This is a genomic window from Scytonema sp. PRP1, from assembly GCF_036697665.2.
GTDB lineage: Bacteria > Cyanobacteriota > Cyanobacteriia > Cyanobacteriales > Nostocaceae > Kalymmatonema > Kalymmatonema gypsitolerans.
This window is the reverse complement of record NZ_JBAHYJ020000055.1, coordinates 46,437-67,590: the sequence shown is the minus strand read 5'-3', so window position 1 is coordinate 67,590 and position 21,154 is coordinate 46,437. Positions and strand designations below refer to the sequence as shown.

Here is a 21,154-nt window from a genome sequence, read left to right as displayed (position 1 = left end):
AAAGCTTTTCATTACTGAGGATACAGTAAGTTTTTGATTATAGCAATACAGATAAAAATTATTATCAATTCAATATTATTTTGCCAACTTAGTTAGTAAAATAATCATATTTTTTGGTAACAACTAAGTAGGTATGAGTTAGAGAAAAAGATGCTGAAATTTTGTTTCAGTATCTCTAATTAAGGAAAATAAAAATAAGAAAGTAAGCGCTTCTGAAATTATTTGGTAAATTAGATTTTGTAGGGTGGGCAATGATGTTTGCTGCACATATAAGATTTAGTGAGCATTGCCCACTCTACTAAAAATTTCTTATTAAATTATCAAAGAAAATCAGTATAAATTCAAATTGCACGGCATTGCATTAATATCCTTCTTTGTTTTATTCTGCTATGTATGAAACTTCTTCTTATTCTTGGCGGAACAAGTGATGCAGCAGAATTGGCAGCTAAAGCCTCGGCTATCCCAGAGGTAGAAGTTATCACATCTCTAGCAGGTCGCACCAGTCAACCACAAGCCCCACGAGGAATGCTGCGTATCGGCGGTTTTGGCGGTGAAGCGGGGCTGGTTGAATACCTGCGTAATGCCAAAATCGATATGCTTATTGATGCGACTCATCCTTTTGCCGCGCAAATGTCTTTTCATGCAGCAGCAGCCGCTACTACCTGTAAAATACCGCATCTGATGCTCATCCGTCCAGCATGGGAGCGTCTTGCTGGTGACCAATGGGTTGAAGTTGATAGTGTAGAAGCAGCCGCCGCCGTATTACCTGAATTTGCCAAACGGGTATTCCTAACTATCGGTAGGCAGCAACTTGCCCCCTTTGCCAGTTTGGAGGATATTTGGTTTTTGATGCGGCTGATTGACCCCCCCGCCCCTGATGCATTGGTGCCACCAGGAATGATATTGTGCGATCGCGGTCCCTTTGCCCTAGATAATGAGCGCAAACTTTTAATTGAACATGAGATTGATACTATAGTCAGTAAGAATAGCGGCGGTGATGCTACTTATGCCAAGATTATTGCAGCGCGGGAGCTTGGGATAAGGGTCGTGATGGTGAAGCGTCCAGCAACTCCACTAGGAGAAAAGGTGAGTGATGTAGAGAGTGCTGTGGCGTGGTTAGTAAATCAGCTATAGAGTGTTAGCATTTGGATGAAGTCACCGAGTAGGTGTTGACCAATGACAGAGGCAAGACCTCAAGCCGAATCAAAGCGTAAGGTACTGCTGTATCCTGGCGAAGATGGTTATTTTGTCGTCGAGGTACCGAGTTTGCCGGGTTGCATCAGCCAGGGGAAAACTCGTGAGGAAGCTCTAGCGAATATTGAAGAGGCGATCGCTCTCTACATTGAAGTTCTGCAAGACCGAGGTGAACCTGTTCCAGAGGACAGAGTTGAAGTTGTGCTGGTATGAGTAAACTGCCTGTCGTTTCAGGTGCAGAATGTGTTAAAGCACTTGAGAAAATCGGCTTTGTCGTGAATCGGCAGCGTGGAAGTCACATCATTTTAGTTCGCGAAGAACCTAAAACGACAGTCACTGTGCCAGAGCATAAGGAACTAGATCGAGGAACATTGCGTGCGATCATCCGGCAAGTGGGTTTGACTGTGGACGAGTTTGTTGAACTACTGTGAGTAACAGAGGCGCGATCGCGCGGAGCAGGGCGGCTCCTTTGGAAGCATCGCCGCTCAAGCAGTTGCCTTAATAACGAGGCTCCTTTCTAAGCAACACCATACTCCGTGTACTGCCGCTTGTAGGGAGGCTGCAACCCCAGCACAATGTCTTCTCTTGGCACTCCCATTGCAACTAATTCCTCAGCTGGGTTCTGATCTGTCAAATTCTGCTGAAGCCAAATTTTTCCATCCTTAATGTCGAAATGCATGACGCATCGGTAAATACGATTGAACTGTTGCCAACCTACATTCATCCACTGGTAATGATCTCGCTCTTTGTCGAAAACGAGTTGAACCTCCACTTCGTTATCTGAGACATCATCAGTTGCATAACGAGTTAGCAATGTTTGAATATACTCCCGATACTTTGTTATTTTGTCCACTGTACAATCACCTCATTCACTGGGTCATACACAATTAGTAGAACCTGATATCGTTGTACCGCAGTTTGCGTGAACTCAAATTGAAAAAATGTTCGGTAAGTGTCCAACGGAACAGCCAGGTACAGTACTCGATCCGGTTCAGTAGCTTCCAGTGCAAGCCGATAACTGAGAAACTGTCCCAAGGCAGCGTAAAAATCCGTAATTGCAGACGGATTTAAAAAGCTCTTAATCTCAACTGCTATTTTTTCACCTGCTCTTTCTGCTGCAACCAATCTCTCTGCGCCTAGATCAACTTGAAAGTTGACATTTCCAAATTTAAACTTCAGTGGGTCGTCTGTAATCACCCACTGTTCCTTTAGAAGAGCCTGCTTCACCGCTTCATGGAAGATGTATGAATGCAGACACGGACAGAACCAAAATCTGTACTTTTATGATGGTGCTTTCCCTGCGGAAGAAGCGATCGCCTCAGGATGAAATACATACCTTATTCGCTTGAACCTGCCGTTCGGTGTAAATATTACTACACTTTACTAGCGCAATTACTAGTCCAATCTAAAGGGAAACCTCACACAACTTTATCAGAATATCAATCCAGTACATATCTGTTTCCCTATCTCGTTGTAACGATAGCATTTCGTGAGCTTTGATAACTTGATCTTGGTAAACGTTCAGCAATACACCTAAAGCATTAAGAGTGGATTGCTTATCCAGTAACGTATAAGAGTGTTTCAGAGCCTCAATCAATGCTTGACTACCGCGCTGCTCGAAGTGAGAAGCTGGAGCCATAGAAGATGAGGGATTTTTGAGGAAAAAATCGTCGATCTGCATCATGCTTCCTCGAAAGTTGTCAAGAAGAGATTGAGCATAGAAAAGTTCTCCACGCATGACTCGACGATATACTTCCTCTGCTTGTGCTAGCCCTTTACTGATCAGGCGATTGACTTCATCAACATCTAAAGTGAACTCTAAGCCTTGAGACGCTTCAATAACCTGATTTATCAGAGTTTTGGGGTCGTAAATAACTTGAATGGGTTTTAAGTACCAAGGGGATGGCTGAAGATGCTCTGGCTTGAAGTAAAGGACATCAATTTTGTTGAATGGTTTGAAGTGAGAGACGCAAACCCACTGAATTCCTGTCCATTCATTGTATAGCCATTCTCCCCAGTGCTTGGGAGCAGAAAAACGTTCCCAAAGGAAGTGCTCATAAAATTCTGGCTGAACTACAACCCGAAAGTCAATATCTGAAAACTCATCTGTTGAACCTGATGCCACGGAACCTTGAACAAATAAAACTTCAATACCTTGCTTCGCCAAAAAATACTCGACAACTCTATCAAGTAAAAGCTGACGTGCTGCATTTAGCTCTTCTGCACTGAATTCCATTGTTCTTCAGGATAAATTAGGGCTTTTACTGATTCACAACCAGATAGCGGGTTAGTTTGTCGTCTGGAATAATACTAGTGCAGGCTAAGAATGTTAGGTATTATCTGCATCTTTTTGAAATCCTTTTACCAAAATAATGGGTTTAAAGCCTCGCCCTAGAAGGGCGAATTTTGAGGTTGATTTTTGTACTAGAAGTACGGTATTATACATATTAGCGGTAAAGCGCACATATAAAAAGCGAAGTAGGTCTAGCGGTCAACTTCTGAACCGGAACCCTGGTAGCAACAAATCCTGAATCTTGTACAAGTGGAAGTCATGGCAAGAAATTGAATAAATCGTTTCAAACGCGGTCGGGCAGTCCGTGTACGCTTGTGGACGTATCCAAACGGGGGTATTTGAATGCTTGCATTTGGGTATCTAGGGAGGACGGTTGAAGCAAGAATCCTCATGCCCTCAGGCTGAGGAGTGTCAATACAGCTTGGTTCGTTGAACGTCTATTCCCTGCTTTTTTGTACTGGCGCGGCTAGCGAACCCTCAGAAAGACCAGCTTCACGCAGACGAAAAGCACCGATATTCCGACTGAGTACTGCCAACCCCGCCAAGTGCGCCTGTAAGCCAGCCGTACTCGCGCAGCAATCAGTTAGTACGATCGGTTCAATGCCAATGTCAAAAAAATCCATCGCGATTTTCAACACACACATATCAGTGTCAATGCCGACTATGAAAACCCGTTCAAAACACTGCTCCATAAGGTAGTCTCTCAGGTCATCCGGTATCCCGCACAGCCCCAGCTTAGAAAAAACTCTTTCCGGTTGAACCCAGGGTTGTAGTTCTGGGACAATATCAATTTCTGGCTCATTAGCACAGCTGTGCCAATCAAGGAATTTCTGGTACGGTCCATCAGGTGTGTTGACGAAGCGAGTGAATAAAACTGGTGTATACTCATTTCGCTCGATTAAACGAGCAACTCGTTGCCCGATGTGATGAGTAAATTCGTTGACAAAACCGGATTGGACATCAACGATGATTAATGGCTCAGACATTGTTTAAGCGATAAAAAACAGTGTAAAAATAGGGCTTCTCGTTTGGATGAACTAATTATTTATCTGTGTCCATCTGTACGGCAGTTGCTTCAACGGGGGAACCCCCGCAACGCACTGCCTCGTCCATCTGTGGTTCTTATTTCTTGATGTATTGCACTCAACTCGCGAACCCTTAACTGATCTGTATATGTGTGCCGATCGCTGGATAATTAAATGATTCCCAGGCATTACCACCGCGCAGGAAAACTTCCATCCAGCGCGTATGTTCGCCTTGTTCATTCGTCCAGCCACTGCTACCAGGTGCAAACGCTAACTGTCCGGATTCGACGGCAAAGCTGCCATCACTCTTGATCGCTTCCAGTTCCCTCTCACCGATGTGCAAACGCACAGCCTGACCTTCGTGCGCCTTACTAGCCTCATGTTTAATCGTGGTTTTCAAGTTGCCGTAGCCGTCAATATAGGCAATACAATTGGGTGGTACGTCGGGTATCTCAGAAGGGGGAATCTCCTCATCTAGAGCATCAGGTTGACCCAGGGCGATCGCCCCTGCGGCTTCCGGAAACAGGTCACGAGAACGAAACTGTGAACCTTCAGCTGCTACAGCAGCCCAGCGCAACTCGACTGCCAGATCGCGCACGAATGAGAAGGCATAACCAGCATTGACGCCGATAACGCGCACACCCGTTGGCAGGCGTGCAAAAGCAAGACGCTCACCCGCATTCCCTGCACGCGCCTGTTCATCATCTTCTCGCGGCGCAACGTTGTGGTAAATAATTGTCCCGGCGGGGGCTTTATTCAAGCCCAACTGGGCGATACAAAATCCTGCCGCTAGGGTAGCAAAAGGAGGCACGGGTGTGAGTATCGGCTCAGCATCCGGTAGATAGAGTTTGAGGCGCTGCACGACTTCTGCGAAGGCGAGGTCGCCAAAGCCGTAATCGGCGATGATGTGAACTAGCATAAAATTTTGTCCCCTATACTGACGCTATCCCTTTTGCCGTTTCTCGGACGATGAGATCAACCACATCTTCCAAACGCCCCGTTCGCTTGTAAACTTCGCGCTGCCGTGTTGCGCCGTTCCCTCGCTGCATGGTTTCATGTACAAGAGATGAGACTTCATCCCATTCTCCATACTCCTCAAGCGATGGACGCACGAAGGCGAGAAAGCTCTCAACCAACTCACGCGCCTTTACAGCTTTCATAGCGCCAACGTCGATTAAATCCTCATCTAATCCATAGCGTGCCGCACGCCAAATAGCGGCGCGTATGAGTTCGTGGCGCACCGCAGGAAACGGTTCATCCCGCATTGCTTGTTCGTAACAAGTCCGCGCCAAAGCCCGCACAAGCCCCGCCACCATCACCGCTTCATCCACCGTTTGGCAGATATCCGTGACTCGAAACTCTATTGTCGGGAAGCGTTCTGACAAACGCACATCCCAGTAAATCTTCGTCGCCTCCGCTACACTTTTCGTCTCCACCAGAGCTTGTACAAGCGCTTCGTACTCGGCTACGGACTCGAATATCAGCGGCGGACCGGATAGCGGCCATCGGCTCCAAATCTCGGTACGATAACTTGCATAGCCTGTATCCGTACCTAACCAGAAGGGCGAGGACGCCGACAGTGCCAAGAGCGGGGAAAGCCACACACGGGCACGGTTCATCACCTGGATGGCAACAGAGCGATCGCTTATCCCTACATGCACATGACAGCCAAAGATCACTAGCTCACGGGTGAGTTGTTGATAATCTCGCATCAGCCCTAGATAACGTTCTTTGGGCGTGAGCTGCTGTTCATCCCAGTGCGAGAACGGGTGCGTCCCGGCGGCGGCAATTTGGTTACCGTCCTTGGCAGCCGCTATAATCACTTCGCGTCGCAAACGAACAAGCTCAGAACGCACATCCGCAAGTGTTCGACAGATGGGCGTACCAATTTCTATCTGCGATCGCTGGGCTTCTGGCTGCACCTCAGAGCCAAGTGCTTTCTCAGCTTTCGGGAGAACGTGTTCCACACGCGAACTCAATTCCCGTGTCACGGGGTTGATAATTTGATATTCCTCTTCAACACCAATAGTGAATTCTTCAGTTTGGGATGGCATAGCTTGTGTCCTTCGCTTGTTCACGAACTTTGTTAGCGGGAGCGAGAACTTTAAAATTAATGGGTTCAGGATTGGGAAACCCTTTTAAACGCTTGGTGTACTTAGTGCCTTTTGGTTAGACCCAAAGTAGATATTGCTCAATTCTTCCAAGGAAACATCTGTCTGCGGTTGTGGATTAAGAAAGTAGGGATGGATTGGGAGGAGTTGATCCCGAGTGCGTGCCTGTGGTGAGGAAACCATCTGCTCGATCAGGGTCAGGTAGTTCTCGGCGGTACTTTCCCAGGTGTACGTCTTCAGCACCCGCTGCTGACCAGCCTGAGCAAAATACTCCCACTGTTTTTCATCGCATAGCAACCGCTCCAAGCCTCGCGCAATATCAGCTGGGTCTTCTGGGTCAACGAGTACGCCATATTCGGTATCTCCTTTTCGCAGGCTCTCGCTGGGACCACCGTTCTGGGTTGCTACCACTGGTAAACCCGCTGCTGCCGCTTCTAAGGGAGCCAAGCCAAAGGGTTCATAGAGTGCAGTCAGCGCAAATACCGAGCGCCGTTTAGCCATAAACCGATAAGTTGCAGCCAGTGCCTCTTGTCCTTCTGACAAACCAAAAGCACTGATCTTGCCCCACAAATTGTTTTCTTCGACCACCTGCCGGATGGGGGCTAATACCTCTTCGGTCACGTCGTCGCTCGCCTTCTCTCGCAGCGGATCGTCCAGCCCTCCTGTAAGCAGCAACAAGTTCGCTCGTTCCTGAAGCGTTTGACTCATTGCGAAGGCTTGCACTAGCCCTAATACGTTTTTTTTAGGCTCTAATCGACTCGATGCCACGATGGCGGGCAAATCCCGACGTGACTCTGTAATGTCGCGTGCCAATCGCTGCTGAATGATCTCTTCGGTAGCTTCCTCGTTTTCGGAACGCGCCTCAGCACCGAAGATGGAGAAATCTGCTCCTGGTGGAATCACCGCAAAGCGGTTGTCGTTGTCTACGTCCACTGCATCACGATAGACAGGGTGAGAGTACTGTTCAAAGCGTTCTTGTCGTGTACTGGTGATATTAATAGCCGAGCGATTCATGCTCAGGCGTTCGGCTAGGATGCGGTATCTGAAATGGAATTGCTCGTCTATTTGGGCGAGATTTTCTGGAGTGACCTCCAGTTTGTCTATCTTTTGCGCACCGAGAGAATGAGCAGTAAAGGTAAAAGGTATGCCTGTCTCCTCCTCAATCAAAACGCCGCATAGTCCCCCATCGGCGTAGTGAGCAGTCATAGCATCGGGTAAACCACCCTCCTCTTGATAAAATTTCAGGATGTTGGGTACCCAATCACTCACCAGATGAGGCCACAAAAACTCTTTAGCCAGAAATTCTTTTGGTCCTGCTGGTAGCCGGATAATGCGTACATTATCGACGCCTGGATAAGTGTCCAACCCTTCAGCAAACTCTGGCCACTGGGGGTCAATGATTTGGCGGGTGAGAATATCAACTTTGTGACCTTTTTGAGCTATTGCTATGGCGACTTGCTTGACGTAAATCAGCTGACCCCCAAAATCCGGATGTTCGGTCATATGACTATTGCCTGAATCAAAGTTGCCCTGAGGGTTGAGAAATCCAATGTGCATCGCCCACTTCCTAATACAGGTTAATTTCCGAGTTTAGACTTCTGCCTGAAGACGGCAGCACAACAGCATGGCGAGCCTATTCAGACTTCCGAAGACTGAACGCAGGCAATCAGGCTGTACATGAGTGCCATCAAAAAGTAAGTCAAAGGTCTTTCATGGGTTCCCTTTGGCGTACACCAGGACATTCGCGCATTTTCCTAATTTAAGTTAATCGTTACTGGAGTTCGCTCACATATATCGGATGACATAAAGTGCTTGTCCTCTTCTATCCCTTAGTCTCGCTTGACTTCACCACCATCGACTGATGGTTGAACTACAACCCGAAAGTCAACATCTGAAAACTCATCTGTTGAATCTGATACCACGGAACCTTGAACAAATAAAACTTCAATACCTTGCTTCGCCAAAAAATACTCGACAACTCTATCAAGTCAAAGCTGACGTGCTGCATTTAGCTCTTATGCAGTAAATTCCATCAATGACTGGCTGCACATCAGACCGAATTTGACAATACTTTTTGGAGAGGGTGCGTAGTTTGCGCTTAAATTCATCAGTAAATTTTATTTCAACTGAGGGAAGTTCACTCGACATCTATTCCATCCCACAATTCAGAAATTGGTCTGGTTTTACCAGCTTTTGCTTCCCGAAGCGACTTGCGAAGACTTTCATAGCTGCTTTTACCTGAAATGAAAACTTGCTAGCTTCTTCAAGATTTTGTGAAAGTAAATAAAAATCAATTACATCACCTATATTGTCACCATCGCCTATACACATTAGTAAGTTGTCAGACACGTTATCTCCGAATTCTTCTTGTCACCATAAATTCTATTATGGAATACCCTACGGATACTCACTGCTAAGAGGGGTATAGATGTTTGCTTCCAACTACTTCACCACCACCCACTGCGTCACTGGCACCATCGGCTTCCATGCCAAAAACCCGCTAATAGGAGCAGCCCTTTGCATAGCAACACGAATTAGCTCCCTGCCTACTTCGTTGTGCCATTTGCCGTGACTGGAGACTGAGTATAACTGATTATTGCCACAAACTTCATTTTTATGGCACATATAAATTCAAGGTGGCATAAAAAGTGGATCTATGGTCGAACCATCTAAATATGTTGAAGTCCATCTCGATCGCCAAGGGCGTTTGGTGATTCCTGCAGCTCTACGGCGGCTGTTAGGTTTTGAGGAGGGAGATACACTAGTTGCTCGTCCTGAAGAAGGACGGCTGATTTTGGAAAAGCAGGAGGCGATTAAACAGCGCCTGAAGGCTCGGTTTTCGCAACTGCCGAAAGGAATAAGTTTAACGGATGAGTTGATGGCGGAACGACGCGAGGAAGCCAAGTGGGAAATGGGCGCATGACGGTGGTTTTGGATGCCTCTGCTTTGCTTGCTTATTTGCAACTCGAAAGAATTTTCCCTTCCAACTACTTCACTACCACCCACTGCGTCACCGGCACCATCGGCTTCCATCCCAAAAACCCACCGATGGGAGCAGCGCGTTGAACACCAACGCGAATCAACTCCCCGCCCACTTGATTGTGCCATTGCAACAGCTTCTGTTCACTTTCAACTGTGACTGCATTGGCAACAAAACGCCCACCCGGAGGCAAAGCTTCCCAACAAACCTCAAACAAACCTTCTGTTGTTGCACCACCACCAACAAATATGGCGTCTGGTTGAGGCAAGTCTTTGAGTGCAGCGGGAGCTTTGCCTGCAACAATTTGTAAATAAGGTGTACCAAGGGCGGCCGCGTTGTCAGCAATATATTGGAGTCGGGTGGAGTTTTGCTCAATAGCGATCGCCCGACATCGAGGATGACTCCGCATCCACTCAATACCAATGGAACCACACCCAGCACCCACATCCCACAATAACTGTCCCGGTGTGGGAGCCAAAGCGGAGAGTGTTATTGCCCGTACCTCACGCTTTGTCAACTGTCCATCATGATGATAAGCGTCATCCGGCAATCCTGCTAGCCGAGGTAACGGCACGACTCCAGCATCAGCAATACACTCTACAGCTATGGTGTTTAAATCAGCAAGTTCTGTTGTCGTCCATGACACGGCTGTGCCTTCGATAATTCGTTCCTGAGAACCGCCCATGTGTTCAAGAACTGTAATTTTACTACCACTAAAGCCGCGTTTTGTCAATATTTCAGCCACAAGTGCCGGGGTTTCCTTCCCTTCACTTAATATTAATAGACGCGCTTTCGGGTAGATAGCAGCTTGAATCAGAGCAGGGGGACGACCATTTAAACTTAATGTCTCGACTTCGGTAAGCGACCATCCCAATCTGGCACAGGCGAGACTGAAGGATGACGGTGCGGGGATGATAGTCATCTCAGAAATCGGAATCTTGCGGGTAAGGGTGACACCGATACCAAAGCACATGGGGTCACCACTTGCCAATACGCAGACAGACTGACCCCGGCGACGGAGAATTTCTTCTATCGAATCACTGATGGGGGAAGTCCAGATGAGTTTCTCGCGCGGGTCGTCTGGTGGTAGCATGGCGAGATGGCGTTTTCCCCCGACGATCACTTCTGCACGCTCAACAAGAGAACGGGCGATGGGCAAAGCCCCGCCAGAGGCGATCGCACTCAATCCCGATAGCCCATCCTCACCAATACCGACCACTGATAACCATTTGTGCATTTAGAGTGATGCTGGGTGGGGTCAATTCTGCACCATGTTGAAGTATAAGGCACAATGGCAAGGAAAAACCTACATTGAAGTAGATAGATTCTTTCCCAGTTCAAAGACCTGTAGTAACTGCCTACATCAAGTAGATAACCTAAGTTTGGATATTCGTAGCTGGCAGTGTCCTAAATGTCAAACATTACACGACAGGGATTTGAACGCAGCTAGAAATATTAGAGATGAAGGTTTACGGCTTTTGGCGGGAGGGCCGAAACGCTACTGCTTTTGGACAACGTGTAAGACCATCTAAAGGCACTGCTTTTAGAGGCAATGTTGGATGAAGGAAGAATCCTCAAAGGCTTTAGCCCGAGGAGTTGTCAACTCATGCTAAACTACACACACTTGGAGTGGGGAAAGTCCGGTGAAATTCCGGGACTGTGCCGCAGCTGTAATCAAGTAAAAAGTTATAACTTTTGGCTTTGTAAGTCAGAATGCCAACTCTAAGGGTGTCTTACGGACACAGTTCTTATCTGCTCCCTGCGTTGCACAGGGAAGGAGTTGCAGGCGTGTCATTACCGTATCATTCTGTTAGTTGTCCTGGTCTTTTTTATCGAACGTCCGCGCGGGACGGCATATTATCTCGCATCCGCATACCTAGAGGAATACTCGCTAGCCAGCAGTGTCGTGTGATAGCTGACTTAGCTGACGAGTTTGGAACTGGCTATGTTCATATTACCAATCGCGCCAACCTCCAAGTCCGTGAAATCCGCAAGGAAATGACCGCTGATGTTTTGAGAGTCTTGCAGGAAATTGGCATAGCTTCAACTCTTCCAGAGGTTGACCATCTGCGAAACATCATGGGTAGTCCTACAGCAGGCATTGATCCATACGAATTAATTGATACTCGACCGTTCATCTGCGAATGGGATAATTATATTGCGGCTCACGCAGAGCTAGCACCACTTTCACCAAAATTTAGCGTTGCTTTTGATGGCGGTGGTTCTGTGTCGATAGGCGATCGCCTCAATGATATCGCCCTAACCGCTGTCATGGTTGGTACAAACGTTTACTTCCAGCTTAAGTTGAATTTAGGTGTATCGCAGGTTGAACCATTCATTGATACAGGCATTCTCCTGAAACCAGAGGAATGTCTAGAAGTCGTGGCTGGATTCGCGAAAGTTTATTTACAGCATTTAGCAGTAGGGACTGGCAAGATAATTCCCCATCGCAAATCCCGCCAGCCACGTCTCTGGCAGGTTTTGAACGACTTAGGCATTGAAAGATTTTTCCAAGAAGTTGAGCATCATCTTCCTTATCGATTGCGGCGAGTGTATCCAATATGGAGTGACGTGGACAGATGTAGAACTCTCGGATACAACGTCTCTACCATAAACAGATACCAGCACATAGGTGTTCATCCCCAACGACAGAAAGGATTATTTTACATTGGTGTTGTGCTACCCGTTGGTAAGTTGGAAACTTGGCAAATGCGTGGTCTAGCGGATATTGCGGAAACATATGGCACTAGTACTCTTCGGCTGACGCCTTGGCAAAACCTTCTCATATCAGATATTCCCCATCAGTCGGTTCCTCAAGCACAAAGTCAAATCGAAAACTTAGGATTGCATTGGTCTGCAACCAACATTCGCAGCGCCTTAGTCGCCTGTGCTGGCAATACAGGATGTGCGTCTTCAGCAACAGATACCAAAGGTCACGCCTTGGCACTAGCTAAGTATCTGGATAGTTGCCTCACTCTCGACCAACCAGTTAACATTCACTTCACAGGTTGCGAAAAATCCTGTGCCCAACACAGCAGAAGCGATATCGCCCTCCTTGGTGTCACTATTGAGCAGGAGGGGAAAACGGTGGAAGGTTATAAAGTCTACGTGGGTGATGGTGACAGCAAGGAGAAATTTGGACGAGAAGTTTACAGTTTAGTATCGTTTCCAGAATTATCCCTATTGCTAGAACGGATGCTGCAAATCTATATGGCAAAACGTGCTACTCCCAATGAATCATTTGGGGAATTCGCTAACCGATATGCTATTGAAGATTTGCAACGGTTGTTTGAGCAAGGGGATGTGAGGCACTAGGGACAAATGACAAATGACTATTGACTACATTCGAGATGGTAACGAAATATATCGCAAATCCTTTGCCACTATTCGCGCAGAGGCAAATCTGTCTGTACTTGCCCCGGATGTCGCGAAGGTTGCCGTGCGTCTGATTCATGCTTGCGGCATGACAGATATTGTTGATGATATAGCAGCTGCACCAACAGCTGTGGTATCGGGGCGTACAGCTTTAGCAGCAGCGGCACCAATTCTGTGTGATTGCCGGATGGTGGCAGAAGGAATTACGCGGCGGCGACTGCCAGCAGACAATGGGGTGATTTGCACCCTCAATGATCCAGAAGTGCCAGAACTTGCCCAAAAACTGGGAAACACCCGTTCTGCCGCTGCTTTGGAATTGTGGCTACCAAAGTTAGAAGGGGCTGTGGTGGCAATTGGCAATGCACCGACTGCCTTGTTCCGGTTACTGGAAATGCTGGATGCTGGGGCACCAAAACCAGCGCTGATTCTAGGTTTTCCTGTGGGATTTGTAGGGGCAGCAGAATCGAAAGCCGCACTGGCAGCAGATAGTCGTGGTGTCCCATTTATAACATTGCATGGTCGGCGGGGTGGAAGTGCCATTACCGCTGCTGCAGTTAACGCCTTAGCAACGGAGGAAGAATGATGGCGAAAGGTCGTCTTTATGGAGTTGGAGTCGGTCCAGGAGATCCGGAACTTTTAACACTGAAAGCACTGCGGTTACTACGTTCTTGCCCAGTGGTTGCTTATCAATCCGCAGAAGATAAAGAGAGTATTGCTAGAGGTATCGTAGCCCAATATCTCCCTGGTAATCAAATCGAGGTAAAATATCATCTCCCGCGTGCGCTTGATCCGTATGCAGCACAACCGGTTTATGACCAGGTTGTCACGCCTATTGCCGAACATCTTGCCGCCGGACGGGATGTGGTAGTCCTGTGCGAAGGCGATCCATTATTTTACGGCTCGTTCATGTACGTATTCACGCGGCTGTCTGACCAGTTTGAAACAGAAGTCGTGCCAGGGGTTTCTTCACCGATGGGATGTGCTTCAGCATTAGGAGTCCCCCTGAGTTACCGAAACGATATTTTCAGCGTACTGCCAGCCACGTTGCCAGCCGAAGTCCTAGAAGCACAATTGTTAAATGCTGATGCTGCCGCCATTATCAAGCTGCAGCGACATTTCACGAAAGTTTCTGATGCGCTGTATAAATTAGGGCTTGCCTCACGGGCGCGTTACATTGAGCGAGGGACGATGGCAAACCAGCGAACCATACCTTTGGATGACGTAGATCCAGCCCAAGTGCCTTACTTTTCAATGGTTTTGGTTCCAAGTAAGAGCCATTTATAGGTAAATTGGCACTCCCCACGCGTAGAACGTGGGGGATTCTGAGTACAAAATTTCACAAGTTCGTAACGAATCACGAGCCGCTTCAGTCTTACTAGCTGGGCGAAAGAAACGCTACGGATTTATAAAATGCTGTACTTAGTTCACAGGGATTCTGGTAATGGCAGTACTAAGCTACCATCTTCACTCAGTTCAAAAAATGGATTCCAAGCAACTTCCCAGAGATACCCATCTGGGTCTGTAAAATAACCACTGTAACCACCCCAAAAAACATTTTCCGCTTGCTTAGCAATTGTTGCGCCTACACTTTCTGCCACCTTGAGTATTTCATCAACCTCTTCTTTACTCCTAGTATTGTATGCAAGGGTAAAGCCAGAGAATCCCTGACCAAATGGACTGACCCTTGCATCTTCTGCCAACTTTTCTCGTGGGTAAAGTGCTAGCACAACTGTGCCTAATTTGAAAAAGACGATATCACCCTGGCTGGCGCTAGATGGTCGCCATCCTAAGCCGTCGCTGTAAAACTGGAGAGAGCGTTGTAAACTGGTGACTCCAAGGGTAATGATATTAAGCTGTGGCTTCATAAAAGCTCCGTTTAGTACTTCACATATGGTACTAATGTTCTATCTAGGAACGACAAAAAGCTACTAACTTCCACTACAGTCCTATGAGCAAAATCGCACTCGCCGTTGTGATGCTAGGTCAAAACAGCATCCCCGTAGCAAAAAAAATTATCAGTGTCTTGCCAGGAGCGCAGTTATACGGGCTGGCGGGTCGCACTTCTGATGTAGATGTCAGTTTTACTGAGTTTGGAACGACACTGCGGGAGTTATTCGCCAATGGAACACCCATCGTTGGCATTTGTGCTACAGGTATTCTGATCAGAACCCTTGCCCCATTGCTTGCCAACAAGCGACAGGAACCTCCAGTTATTGCGGTTGCTGAGGATGGTAGTGCAGTGGTGCCACTTTTGGGCGGACTCAATGGGGTAAATAATCTGGCACGCCAAATCGCCAGCGTACTGGATGTCAAACCTGCCATCACAACTACAGGTGACATCCGTTTTGGCATCGCACTGGAAGATCCCCCAGCAGGCTATCATCTGGCGAACCCCGAATACGCCAAATCTTTCATGTCCGACTTGTTGGCGGGAAATTCCGTGAGGTTGGAGGGTGATGCACCTTGGTTGAGAAATAGTTCGTTACCTATCGACCAAGATGCAGAAAGAGTTATACAAATTACAGAAAAGCCAGTCGTTTCCACCTCAACCCGCCTTGTCTATCACCCAGCAACGGTGGCGATTGGAGTCAGTTGCATCCCACCCCGCCCTATCGGGCACCCCTCCTCGCTTGCGGGGAGGGGCAGGGGGTGGGGTTCCGAGGAAATCGCCCTCGTACAGCAAATGCTAGCGGATGCTGAGTTAGCCCCAGCATCCGTTGCCGGAGTCTTTGCCAGTACCCTTGATGCTGCCAATCCAGCTTTACAAGCAATTGCCGACGCCCTCAACGTGCCTATTCGCTTCTTTACGACCGATGAAATTGCCGCTGCCATGTCACAAAACAACACCGCAGATGTGGCAATGGCGGCGGCTTTAGCGGCTTCCTCTGGGCAGTTGATCATGCAACGGCAATCATTTGACTTTAACTGTGCTATGGCGATCGCACCCCTACCCATCGATATCAATAGCACAGGTAAACCACGTGGTCGCTTGGCAATAATTGGCACTGGCCCTGGACAAAGCGATTGGATGTCCCCGGAAGTCAAGGAAATTTTACGTAATGCCACTGATTTAGTAGGTTATTCTACTTACTTGGGATTAGTCGGTTCTCTTGGCAACGGCAAACGGCGGCATGAGTCCGACAACCGGGAAGAACTTGCACGGGCGCGAATGGCGCTGGATTTAGCCGCAGAGGGGCGTTTTGTGGCGGTGGTATCCTCTGGTGATCCCGGTATTTATGCAATGGCAGCAGCAGTCTTTGAAGTGCTTGATCAAGAGGCAAAACCAGAATGGCAAGGTATCGAAATTCAAGTCGCACCGGGTATTTCCGCGATGCAAGCAGCGGCGGCAAAAATTGGTGCACCGCTTGGTCATGACTTCTGCGCCATCTCCCTGTCTGACATCTTGAAGCCGTGGTCAATTATCGAACAGCGAATTACTGCTGCTGCCCAAGCTGATTTCGTGATTGCTTTTTATAACCCAGTGTCAAAGCAGCGCCTTTGGCAACTAACAGAGACAAAAAATATATTACTGCGTTACAGACATCCTGATACGACCGTGGTACTTGCCCGCAACCTTGGCAGGGATGGAGAATCTGTTGAGGTTTACACTTTGGAAGATTTAGCACCAGAACTTGCTGATATGCGGACAGTCATTCTTGTCGGGTCAAGCAAAACCCGGATGATTCAGCGGTGCGATGGTAGCGTTTGGGTCTACACTCCCCGTCGATATGATGAACGCAAGACTCCATAAAATCGCTTCTGATACCAAGTTGCGTTCATACATTCTATCCTCTCTCCCTTGTCCTCCTTGTTCCTGTTATCCCTTCAACAAAAAAAGTCTGAAAATAGTTAAGAATCGCTTACAAGAAGACTATCGGAATCAGGTCATAAAGTTATATAATAACGGGAAAGTCAAAAAGCAAAACCGATTTTGACAACGCACTTTTTCTTCTATCTCTTGGAAAAAGCGACAACACCGTTAGACCATTGATTTGTTGAGTGTGAGATTGGGGCTTTCCGATGAAAGCCCAAACGAGAGGAATGACGGATAAATCCACACATCTCCTACATCTTGTCGTGAGAGTGGTAAATTACCGCACAATGAGTAGGGGGCGATCGTTCACAGTGGAAGAACACCGCTGTTAACACCAATCCTCTCAAAATTTAGGTATCTAAATTCAGGCATTAGCTAACTATTACTGCGTGACTCAATGACTGTTGAAAATCATTTGTGGCTGCCTGCATCGGCAGATTTAACTTTGTTGCAGAATGAAGTTCATGTCTGGCGAATTGACCTTGACAGACCAGAAGGACAGCTGCAACATTTGGCAGCAACCCTCTCCAGCGACGAAGTTTGTCGAGCAAAGCGTTTCTATAAAGAACAGCATCGGCAGCGTTTTATTGCTGGTCGGGGTATACTGCGAACTATATTGGGTCGCTACTTGGGTGTGGAGGCGCAAGAATTGCAGTTCTCTTATGAATCCTCTGGCAAACCAGTGTTAGGTGAGACGTTTGCTGATAGTAAACTATCGTTTAACTTGACTCACTCAGTTGGGTTAGCTTTGTGTGCAGTGACTTGCGATCGCCTCGTAGGAGTAGACCTAGAATACATCCGCCCGATTTCTGACGTTCTTGCCCTTGCTAAACGATACTTTTCACCTGGGGAATATGCAGTCATGTGTGGGCTTCCTCCCAACAAAATGCAAGAGGTATTTTTCCGCTACTGGACTTGCAAAGAAGCATATTTAAAAGCAACTGGAGTAGGAATTGCTCAGCTCGAGCAAATAGAAGTTTCCCTCACTCCAGGACAACCAGCAAAGCTAAAGACAGAGCAAAAATGGAGCTTGCTTGAGTTGGTACCAGCTGACAATTCTGTTGCGGCTGTTGCTGTAGAGGGTAGTAGCTTGCAGTTAAGATGCTGGCAGTATTAATCTTGAAAACCTCACCCAATCATTGAAGCACTCTCAAGACCCCAAAAGACCATACTTGAGAAAACAGGGTCCGCACATCTGCCAAGCTTTCTGTTGTCGTGCATAAATGATTAAAACAGTGAACAGTGAACAGTGAACAGTGAACAGTACCAGCCGCAGTGGATAGTGGATAGTGGACAGTGAACTGTTAATTGTTAATTGTTAATTGTTAACTGTCAACTGATAACTGATAACTGATAACTGATAACTGGTAACTGTTAAATTTCTGGCTATGCGACTAAACCACCATCGACAACCATCGCATGTCCGTTGACATACGAAGCAGTATCTGAACACAGAAAAAGTGCAATCTCAGCGATTTCTTCCGGGGTTCCCCAACGTCCCATAGGGACTTTATTAGCCATCAAATCCTTCAAATCAGAGTTTTGATGGTTTTGATGAATCTCGCTTTCAACCATTGGTGTGTAGATGTAGCCTGGACACAATGCGTTGATGCGGATACCCGCTTTTGCATATTCAACGGCGGCGGTTTTCGTCAGTCCTATGACAGCATTCTTGCTGGCAGTGTAGGCAGGAAAACGTTCCAGGCAGTTACTCAAACCAGCAGCGGCGGACATATTGACGATCGCTCCGCCGCCTTGTTCCCGCATATAGGGAATTTGGTATTTCATGCACAACCACACACCCTTAAGATTAATGTTGAGCACTCGATCCCAGTTGTCCTCAGTGCAAGCAGCCGTTGAACTACTCACTCCCTTGATACCAGCATTGTTAAATGCACAATCGATCGCTCCATAGGTCTCAACAGTTTTTTTAATCAGTTTCTTGACCTCAGCCGCCTTGGAAACGTCTGTCTTAACGAAAATAGCCTCACCGCAGCTTGCCTCGATTTTGCTAACTGTATCAACACCCGCTTCAACAGCTACATCAGCAACAACGACCTTTGCTCCTTCCCTGGCAAATGCTAGTGCAGAAGCTCTGCCAATTCCCGAACCGCCTCCAGTCACCAGAACGACTTTTCCTGTGAACGTTGCTACCACTTCAATACCTCCATAAATTTGCTTTTAGTGGTTAATTATGAGTTGTGAATTGTTAATTATTAGTTATTTTCAAAGACTAACTAGTAGCTGATAACAAATAACAACATAAACGAAGTGATTAACCAACTTTAATATCAGCTCTTTTGGGTGATTTATCGCTGTGAACCATAACCAAACTTAAATTCCGTAGCGGAGCGCACCCGTTGGGGTAGAGTAGAATTTCCGAAATGCTTTGCTTCACGGAGCTTACTTTCAAACAAAGCACGGGGTTAACCATATTATAACATTTTTATTTTTTCTTAGCTGATATTATAAATAACACTAATATTTATAATAAAAAGCTTACCAAGTAAGTATTTGCTCATTCCCCATTGGCTGATTCATATTATCCATAAAGAAACGGCAGTCTGGAGCGACGGCTTTTAACGCTCAGACTGCCTCAAAAAGTTTAATGCACAACGCTAAGAGCGCTTATTTATCGAAACAATTGCAGTAAAAGTCTAAACTTCAGACCAATTACCAATAATACAAACTAGTAGTTTATGTCATTAATTTTGACATATCATAGGGATCAGATCCCCGACTTCTTAAAGAAGTCGGGGATCTTGTAATCCATTAGAATTAATGAAACACGCTCACTACATTACCTTTCAAACAAAGCTAGTGGCGCACTTCTAGGCAACATTCAAAAAACCGGTTTCAATCAAGTAAGAGGAGTATGTGATAAACAATTTAGAGTCTATCGGTGGACAAACAATCGAGCTTCCTGCAAGTGCATCGAGTGTTTCCTGACAGCTGATAAAGGGTCTTCTAGCTTGCAAGTATAAATCTGGAATAGTCAGTCCTTCTTGAGACCACCGTTCAAACAAGAAAGGTCGCAGTGTGTACAAAGGATTTTCCACAGAAGTCGCATTTTTCATTAACTGTGCTTGCCACTCGTCGTAAGGAAGCATTTGAATTGGAAAACCGAAAGAGCGCATCCATTCAACTAACATCTTTAAGGATACAGGTTCAGGATGTTGTAAATGGAAAGCTTTGCCTATAGATTCTTTTTGCCTTGATAGATAAACAATCGCTTTGCTCACATAATCTACAGGAGACATATCCAGCATATAATCCACATCTGGAAAACATCCCATCTCAAGACAGCCCTTGATCATCAGGTTGGTAAAATCATGGGTGTTAGACACACCTGTTCGACTGTCCCCTGCTATCAATGGTGGTCTGTGGATGGTAATGGGAAGTCCTCGCTCACCGGCAATCTTAACTAACTTTTCAGCAACCCATTTCGTTTGAGAGTAACCGAGATAAATACCCTCCCAATGGTCAAAGTTATCCTGTTCTTTGACGACCTTGCCAGCATAAGCAGGTGATTCAAAAACAGCAACACTAGAAACGTAATGCAGAGGTTTGACTTTGATTTCGCTTGCTAAGCGTATCACTTCTTGCGTTCCCAGAACATTAGCAGTCTTGAGTGCTGAGTAGGGATATACATAATTCAGGGTGGCAGCACTATGATACACAGCGTCAAGATTAGCTGCCAGCATTTCAAACCCTTCAGTACTGATACCTAAAAGTGGCTGCGATAAATCTCCAGGAATAGCAATAATTCTGGGGCTAAACTCTTCTTCCCAAACCGCATATTGTTGCAAGTTTTTCTTCAGCTTGCGCTTGCCTTCCTCAGAATTAGCAGCACGGACTAAGCAATAGATATCTGCATTTGTTGTCTGTAGCAGTTCATGGATGAGAAAAGCTCCTAAAAAGCCTGTTCCTCCAGTTAAAAAGACATTATCCAGTTCACTTGTAAATTTAAAAGTCGATGCAGGACGGATGTTCGGGTCTAAAACAGCTTCAGCACTTAAATCGAGCGTTACCGTCTTGACAGCGGAAAGATTTGTTCGAGGGGCAACTCCCGCGTCTTGAACCTGTGACTCCAAATCTTGCGATTCTTCAGCTAAACGCTGTGAAAGTGCTTCGATATTTGGGTAATGCCACAACAGCGTAGGAGAGACTTCAAATCCCAGCATCTTCTCTGCTTGGGTAACTAAAACCATAGCTTGGGCTGAGTCTAAACCGTAGCTTTCTAAAGACTCTTGGATATTGATTTCATCAGGTTCGATTTTTAGTGCCTCAGCAAGAATAGATACTAGCCATGCTTGAATTTCTTCTGCCGTATGAGACTGTTTTGAAGCCATTATTTACACA

Annotated in this window: 24 protein-coding genes and 1 riboswitch; of the genes, 10 read left to right on the top strand and 14 right to left on the bottom strand. The window is 46.6% G+C overall.

What is annotated here, in order from left to right:
• Positions 1 to 393: 393 nt before the first annotated feature.
• The 3 genes from V5G28_RS10900 to V5G28_RS10890 are packed head-to-tail and all read left to right on the top strand — an operon-like array spanning position 394 to position 1,625.
• Positions 394 to 1,134 (top strand): cobalt-precorrin-6A reductase, encoded by a 741-nt coding sequence (locus tag V5G28_RS10900; protein ID WP_332992598.1) that lies wholly within the window; start codon positions 394 to 396, stop codon positions 1,132 to 1,134.
• Positions 1,135 to 1,176: 42 nt separating this feature from the next.
• A complete protein-coding gene (locus V5G28_RS10895; protein ID WP_096563777.1) occupies positions 1,177 to 1,407 on the top strand; it encodes a type II toxin-antitoxin system HicB family antitoxin in 231 nt (76 codons plus the stop codon).
• On the top strand, positions 1,404 to 1,625 hold the full coding sequence (locus V5G28_RS10890) for a type II toxin-antitoxin system HicA family toxin (RefSeq protein ID WP_332992595.1): 222 nt from the start codon (positions 1,404 to 1,406) through the stop codon (positions 1,623 to 1,625). The genes V5G28_RS10895 and V5G28_RS10890 overlap by 4 nt, the downstream gene beginning before the upstream one ends.
• 86 nt (positions 1,626 to 1,711) lie before the next feature.
• Here V5G28_RS10890 and V5G28_RS10885 read toward each other — a convergent pair whose 3' ends face one another.
• From V5G28_RS10885 to V5G28_RS10845, 10 genes are all read right to left on the bottom strand, one after another.
• Positions 1,712 to 2,047 carry a XisI protein gene (locus V5G28_RS10885; protein ID WP_332992593.1) on the bottom strand — a complete coding sequence of 112 codons (336 nt, stop codon included), beginning with the start codon at positions 2,045 to 2,047 and terminating at the stop codon, positions 1,712 to 1,714.
• Positions 2,035 to 2,448, bottom strand: coding sequence for an element excision factor XisH family protein (locus tag V5G28_RS10880; protein ID WP_332992612.1), 414 nt, complete (start codon positions 2,446 to 2,448; stop codon positions 2,035 to 2,037). The genes V5G28_RS10885 and V5G28_RS10880 overlap by 13 nt, the downstream gene beginning before the upstream one ends.
• A gap of 151 nt (positions 2,449 to 2,599) precedes the next feature.
• Positions 2,600 to 3,430 (bottom strand): nucleotidyltransferase domain-containing protein, encoded by an 831-nt coding sequence (locus V5G28_RS10875; RefSeq protein WP_332992590.1) that lies wholly within the window; start codon positions 3,428 to 3,430, stop codon positions 2,600 to 2,602.
• Between the two features lie 494 nt (positions 3,431 to 3,924).
• Positions 3,925 to 4,473: an isochorismatase family cysteine hydrolase gene (locus V5G28_RS10870; RefSeq protein ID WP_332992588.1), complete on the bottom strand. Its 549-nt coding sequence runs from the start codon at positions 4,471 to 4,473 to the stop codon at positions 3,925 to 3,927.
• Between the two features lie 172 nt (positions 4,474 to 4,645).
• Positions 4,646 to 5,431, bottom strand: a complete 786-nt coding sequence (locus tag V5G28_RS10865) for an SAM hydrolase/SAM-dependent halogenase family protein (RefSeq protein WP_332992586.1) — start codon at positions 5,429 to 5,431, stop codon at positions 4,646 to 4,648.
• 13 nt (positions 5,432 to 5,444) lie between these two features.
• Positions 5,445 to 6,566 carry a carboxylate-amine ligase gene (locus V5G28_RS10860; RefSeq protein ID WP_332992584.1) on the bottom strand — a complete coding sequence of 374 codons (1,122 nt, stop codon included), beginning with the start codon at positions 6,564 to 6,566 and terminating at the stop codon, positions 5,445 to 5,447.
• Positions 6,567 to 6,650: 84 nt separating this feature from the next.
• Positions 6,651 to 8,180, bottom strand: a complete 1,530-nt coding sequence (locus V5G28_RS10855) for a glycosyltransferase (protein ID WP_332992582.1) — start codon at positions 8,178 to 8,180, stop codon at positions 6,651 to 6,653.
• Between the two features lie 272 nt (positions 8,181 to 8,452).
• Positions 8,453 to 8,587, bottom strand: a complete 135-nt coding sequence (locus tag V5G28_RS10850; protein WP_332992580.1) for a hypothetical protein — start codon at positions 8,585 to 8,587, stop codon at positions 8,453 to 8,455.
• A 184-nt stretch (positions 8,588 to 8,771) separates the two neighbouring features.
• Positions 8,772 to 8,954, bottom strand: coding sequence for a hypothetical protein (locus V5G28_RS36640; RefSeq protein ID WP_442994246.1), 183 nt, complete (start codon positions 8,952 to 8,954; stop codon positions 8,772 to 8,774).
• Positions 8,955 to 9,065: 111 nt separating this feature from the next.
• Positions 9,066 to 9,248, bottom strand: coding sequence for a hypothetical protein (locus V5G28_RS10845; RefSeq protein ID WP_332992576.1), 183 nt, complete (start codon positions 9,246 to 9,248; stop codon positions 9,066 to 9,068).
• Positions 9,249 to 9,279: 31 nt separating this feature from the next.
• Here V5G28_RS10845 and V5G28_RS10840 point away from each other — a divergent pair, with 31 nt between their 5' ends.
• Positions 9,280 to 9,546, top strand: a complete 267-nt coding sequence (locus tag V5G28_RS10840) for an AbrB/MazE/SpoVT family DNA-binding domain-containing protein (RefSeq protein WP_073630961.1) — start codon at positions 9,280 to 9,282, stop codon at positions 9,544 to 9,546.
• A gap of 64 nt (positions 9,547 to 9,610) precedes the next feature.
• Here the strand turns inward: V5G28_RS10840 and cbiE are convergent, their stop codons facing one another.
• Entirely contained in the window at positions 9,611 to 10,840 is a 1,230-nt protein-coding gene (gene cbiE, locus V5G28_RS10835) for a precorrin-6y C5,15-methyltransferase (decarboxylating) subunit CbiE (protein WP_332992572.1), read from the bottom strand.
• Between the two features lie 34 nt (positions 10,841 to 10,874).
• Between cbiE and V5G28_RS10830 the strand changes: the two genes are divergently transcribed.
• The 4 genes from V5G28_RS10830 to V5G28_RS10815 all read left to right on the top strand — a co-directional run bounded on the left by V5G28_RS10830 (position 10,875) and on the right by V5G28_RS10815 (position 14,262).
• Entirely contained in the window at positions 10,875 to 11,135 is a 261-nt protein-coding gene (locus V5G28_RS10830) for a zinc ribbon domain-containing protein (RefSeq protein WP_332992570.1), read from the top strand.
• 78 nt (positions 11,136 to 11,213) lie between these two features.
• Positions 11,214 to 11,342: riboswitch (cobalamin riboswitch) on the top strand.
• 49 nt (positions 11,343 to 11,391) lie between these two features.
• The gene (gene cobG, locus V5G28_RS10825) at positions 11,392 to 12,918 is read left to right on the top strand and encodes a precorrin-3B synthase (protein ID WP_332992568.1); all 1,527 of its coding nucleotides are present in this window, start codon (positions 11,392 to 11,394) and stop codon (positions 12,916 to 12,918) included.
• Between the two features lie 13 nt (positions 12,919 to 12,931).
• Entirely contained in the window at positions 12,932 to 13,561 is a 630-nt protein-coding gene (locus tag V5G28_RS10820) for a precorrin-8X methylmutase (protein WP_332992566.1), read from the top strand.
• The gene (locus tag V5G28_RS10815; protein WP_332992564.1) at positions 13,558 to 14,262 is read left to right on the top strand and encodes a precorrin-2 C(20)-methyltransferase; all 705 of its coding nucleotides are present in this window, start codon (positions 13,558 to 13,560) and stop codon (positions 14,260 to 14,262) included. The genes V5G28_RS10820 and V5G28_RS10815 overlap by 4 nt, the downstream gene beginning before the upstream one ends.
• Before the next feature lie 140 nt (positions 14,263 to 14,402).
• Here the strand turns inward: V5G28_RS10815 and V5G28_RS10810 are convergent, their stop codons facing one another.
• Entirely contained in the window at positions 14,403 to 14,843 is a 441-nt protein-coding gene (locus tag V5G28_RS10810) for a VOC family protein (protein ID WP_332992562.1), read from the bottom strand.
• 83 nt (positions 14,844 to 14,926) lie between these two features.
• Between V5G28_RS10810 and cobJ the strand changes: the two genes are divergently transcribed.
• Both cobJ and hetI read left to right on the top strand, forming a co-directional pair.
• The gene (gene cobJ, locus V5G28_RS10805) at positions 14,927 to 16,729 is read left to right on the top strand and encodes a precorrin-3B C(17)-methyltransferase (protein ID WP_332992560.1); all 1,803 of its coding nucleotides are present in this window, start codon (positions 14,927 to 14,929) and stop codon (positions 16,727 to 16,729) included.
• Positions 16,730 to 17,189: 460 nt separating this feature from the next.
• Positions 17,190 to 17,909, top strand: a complete 720-nt coding sequence (gene hetI / locus V5G28_RS10800) for a 4'-phosphopantetheinyl transferase HetI (protein WP_332992558.1) — start codon at positions 17,190 to 17,192, stop codon at positions 17,907 to 17,909.
• Between the two features lie 269 nt (positions 17,910 to 18,178).
• Here the strand turns inward: hetI and V5G28_RS10795 are convergent, their stop codons facing one another.
• Positions 18,179 to 18,949, bottom strand: a complete 771-nt coding sequence (locus tag V5G28_RS10795) for a glucose 1-dehydrogenase (protein ID WP_332992556.1) — start codon at positions 18,947 to 18,949, stop codon at positions 18,179 to 18,181.
• Between the two features lie 674 nt (positions 18,950 to 19,623).
• Positions 19,624 to 21,144: a thioester reductase domain-containing protein gene (locus tag V5G28_RS10790; protein ID WP_096563754.1), complete on the bottom strand. Its 1,521-nt coding sequence runs from the start codon at positions 21,142 to 21,144 to the stop codon at positions 19,624 to 19,626.
• Positions 21,145 to 21,154 lie beyond the last annotated feature (10 nt).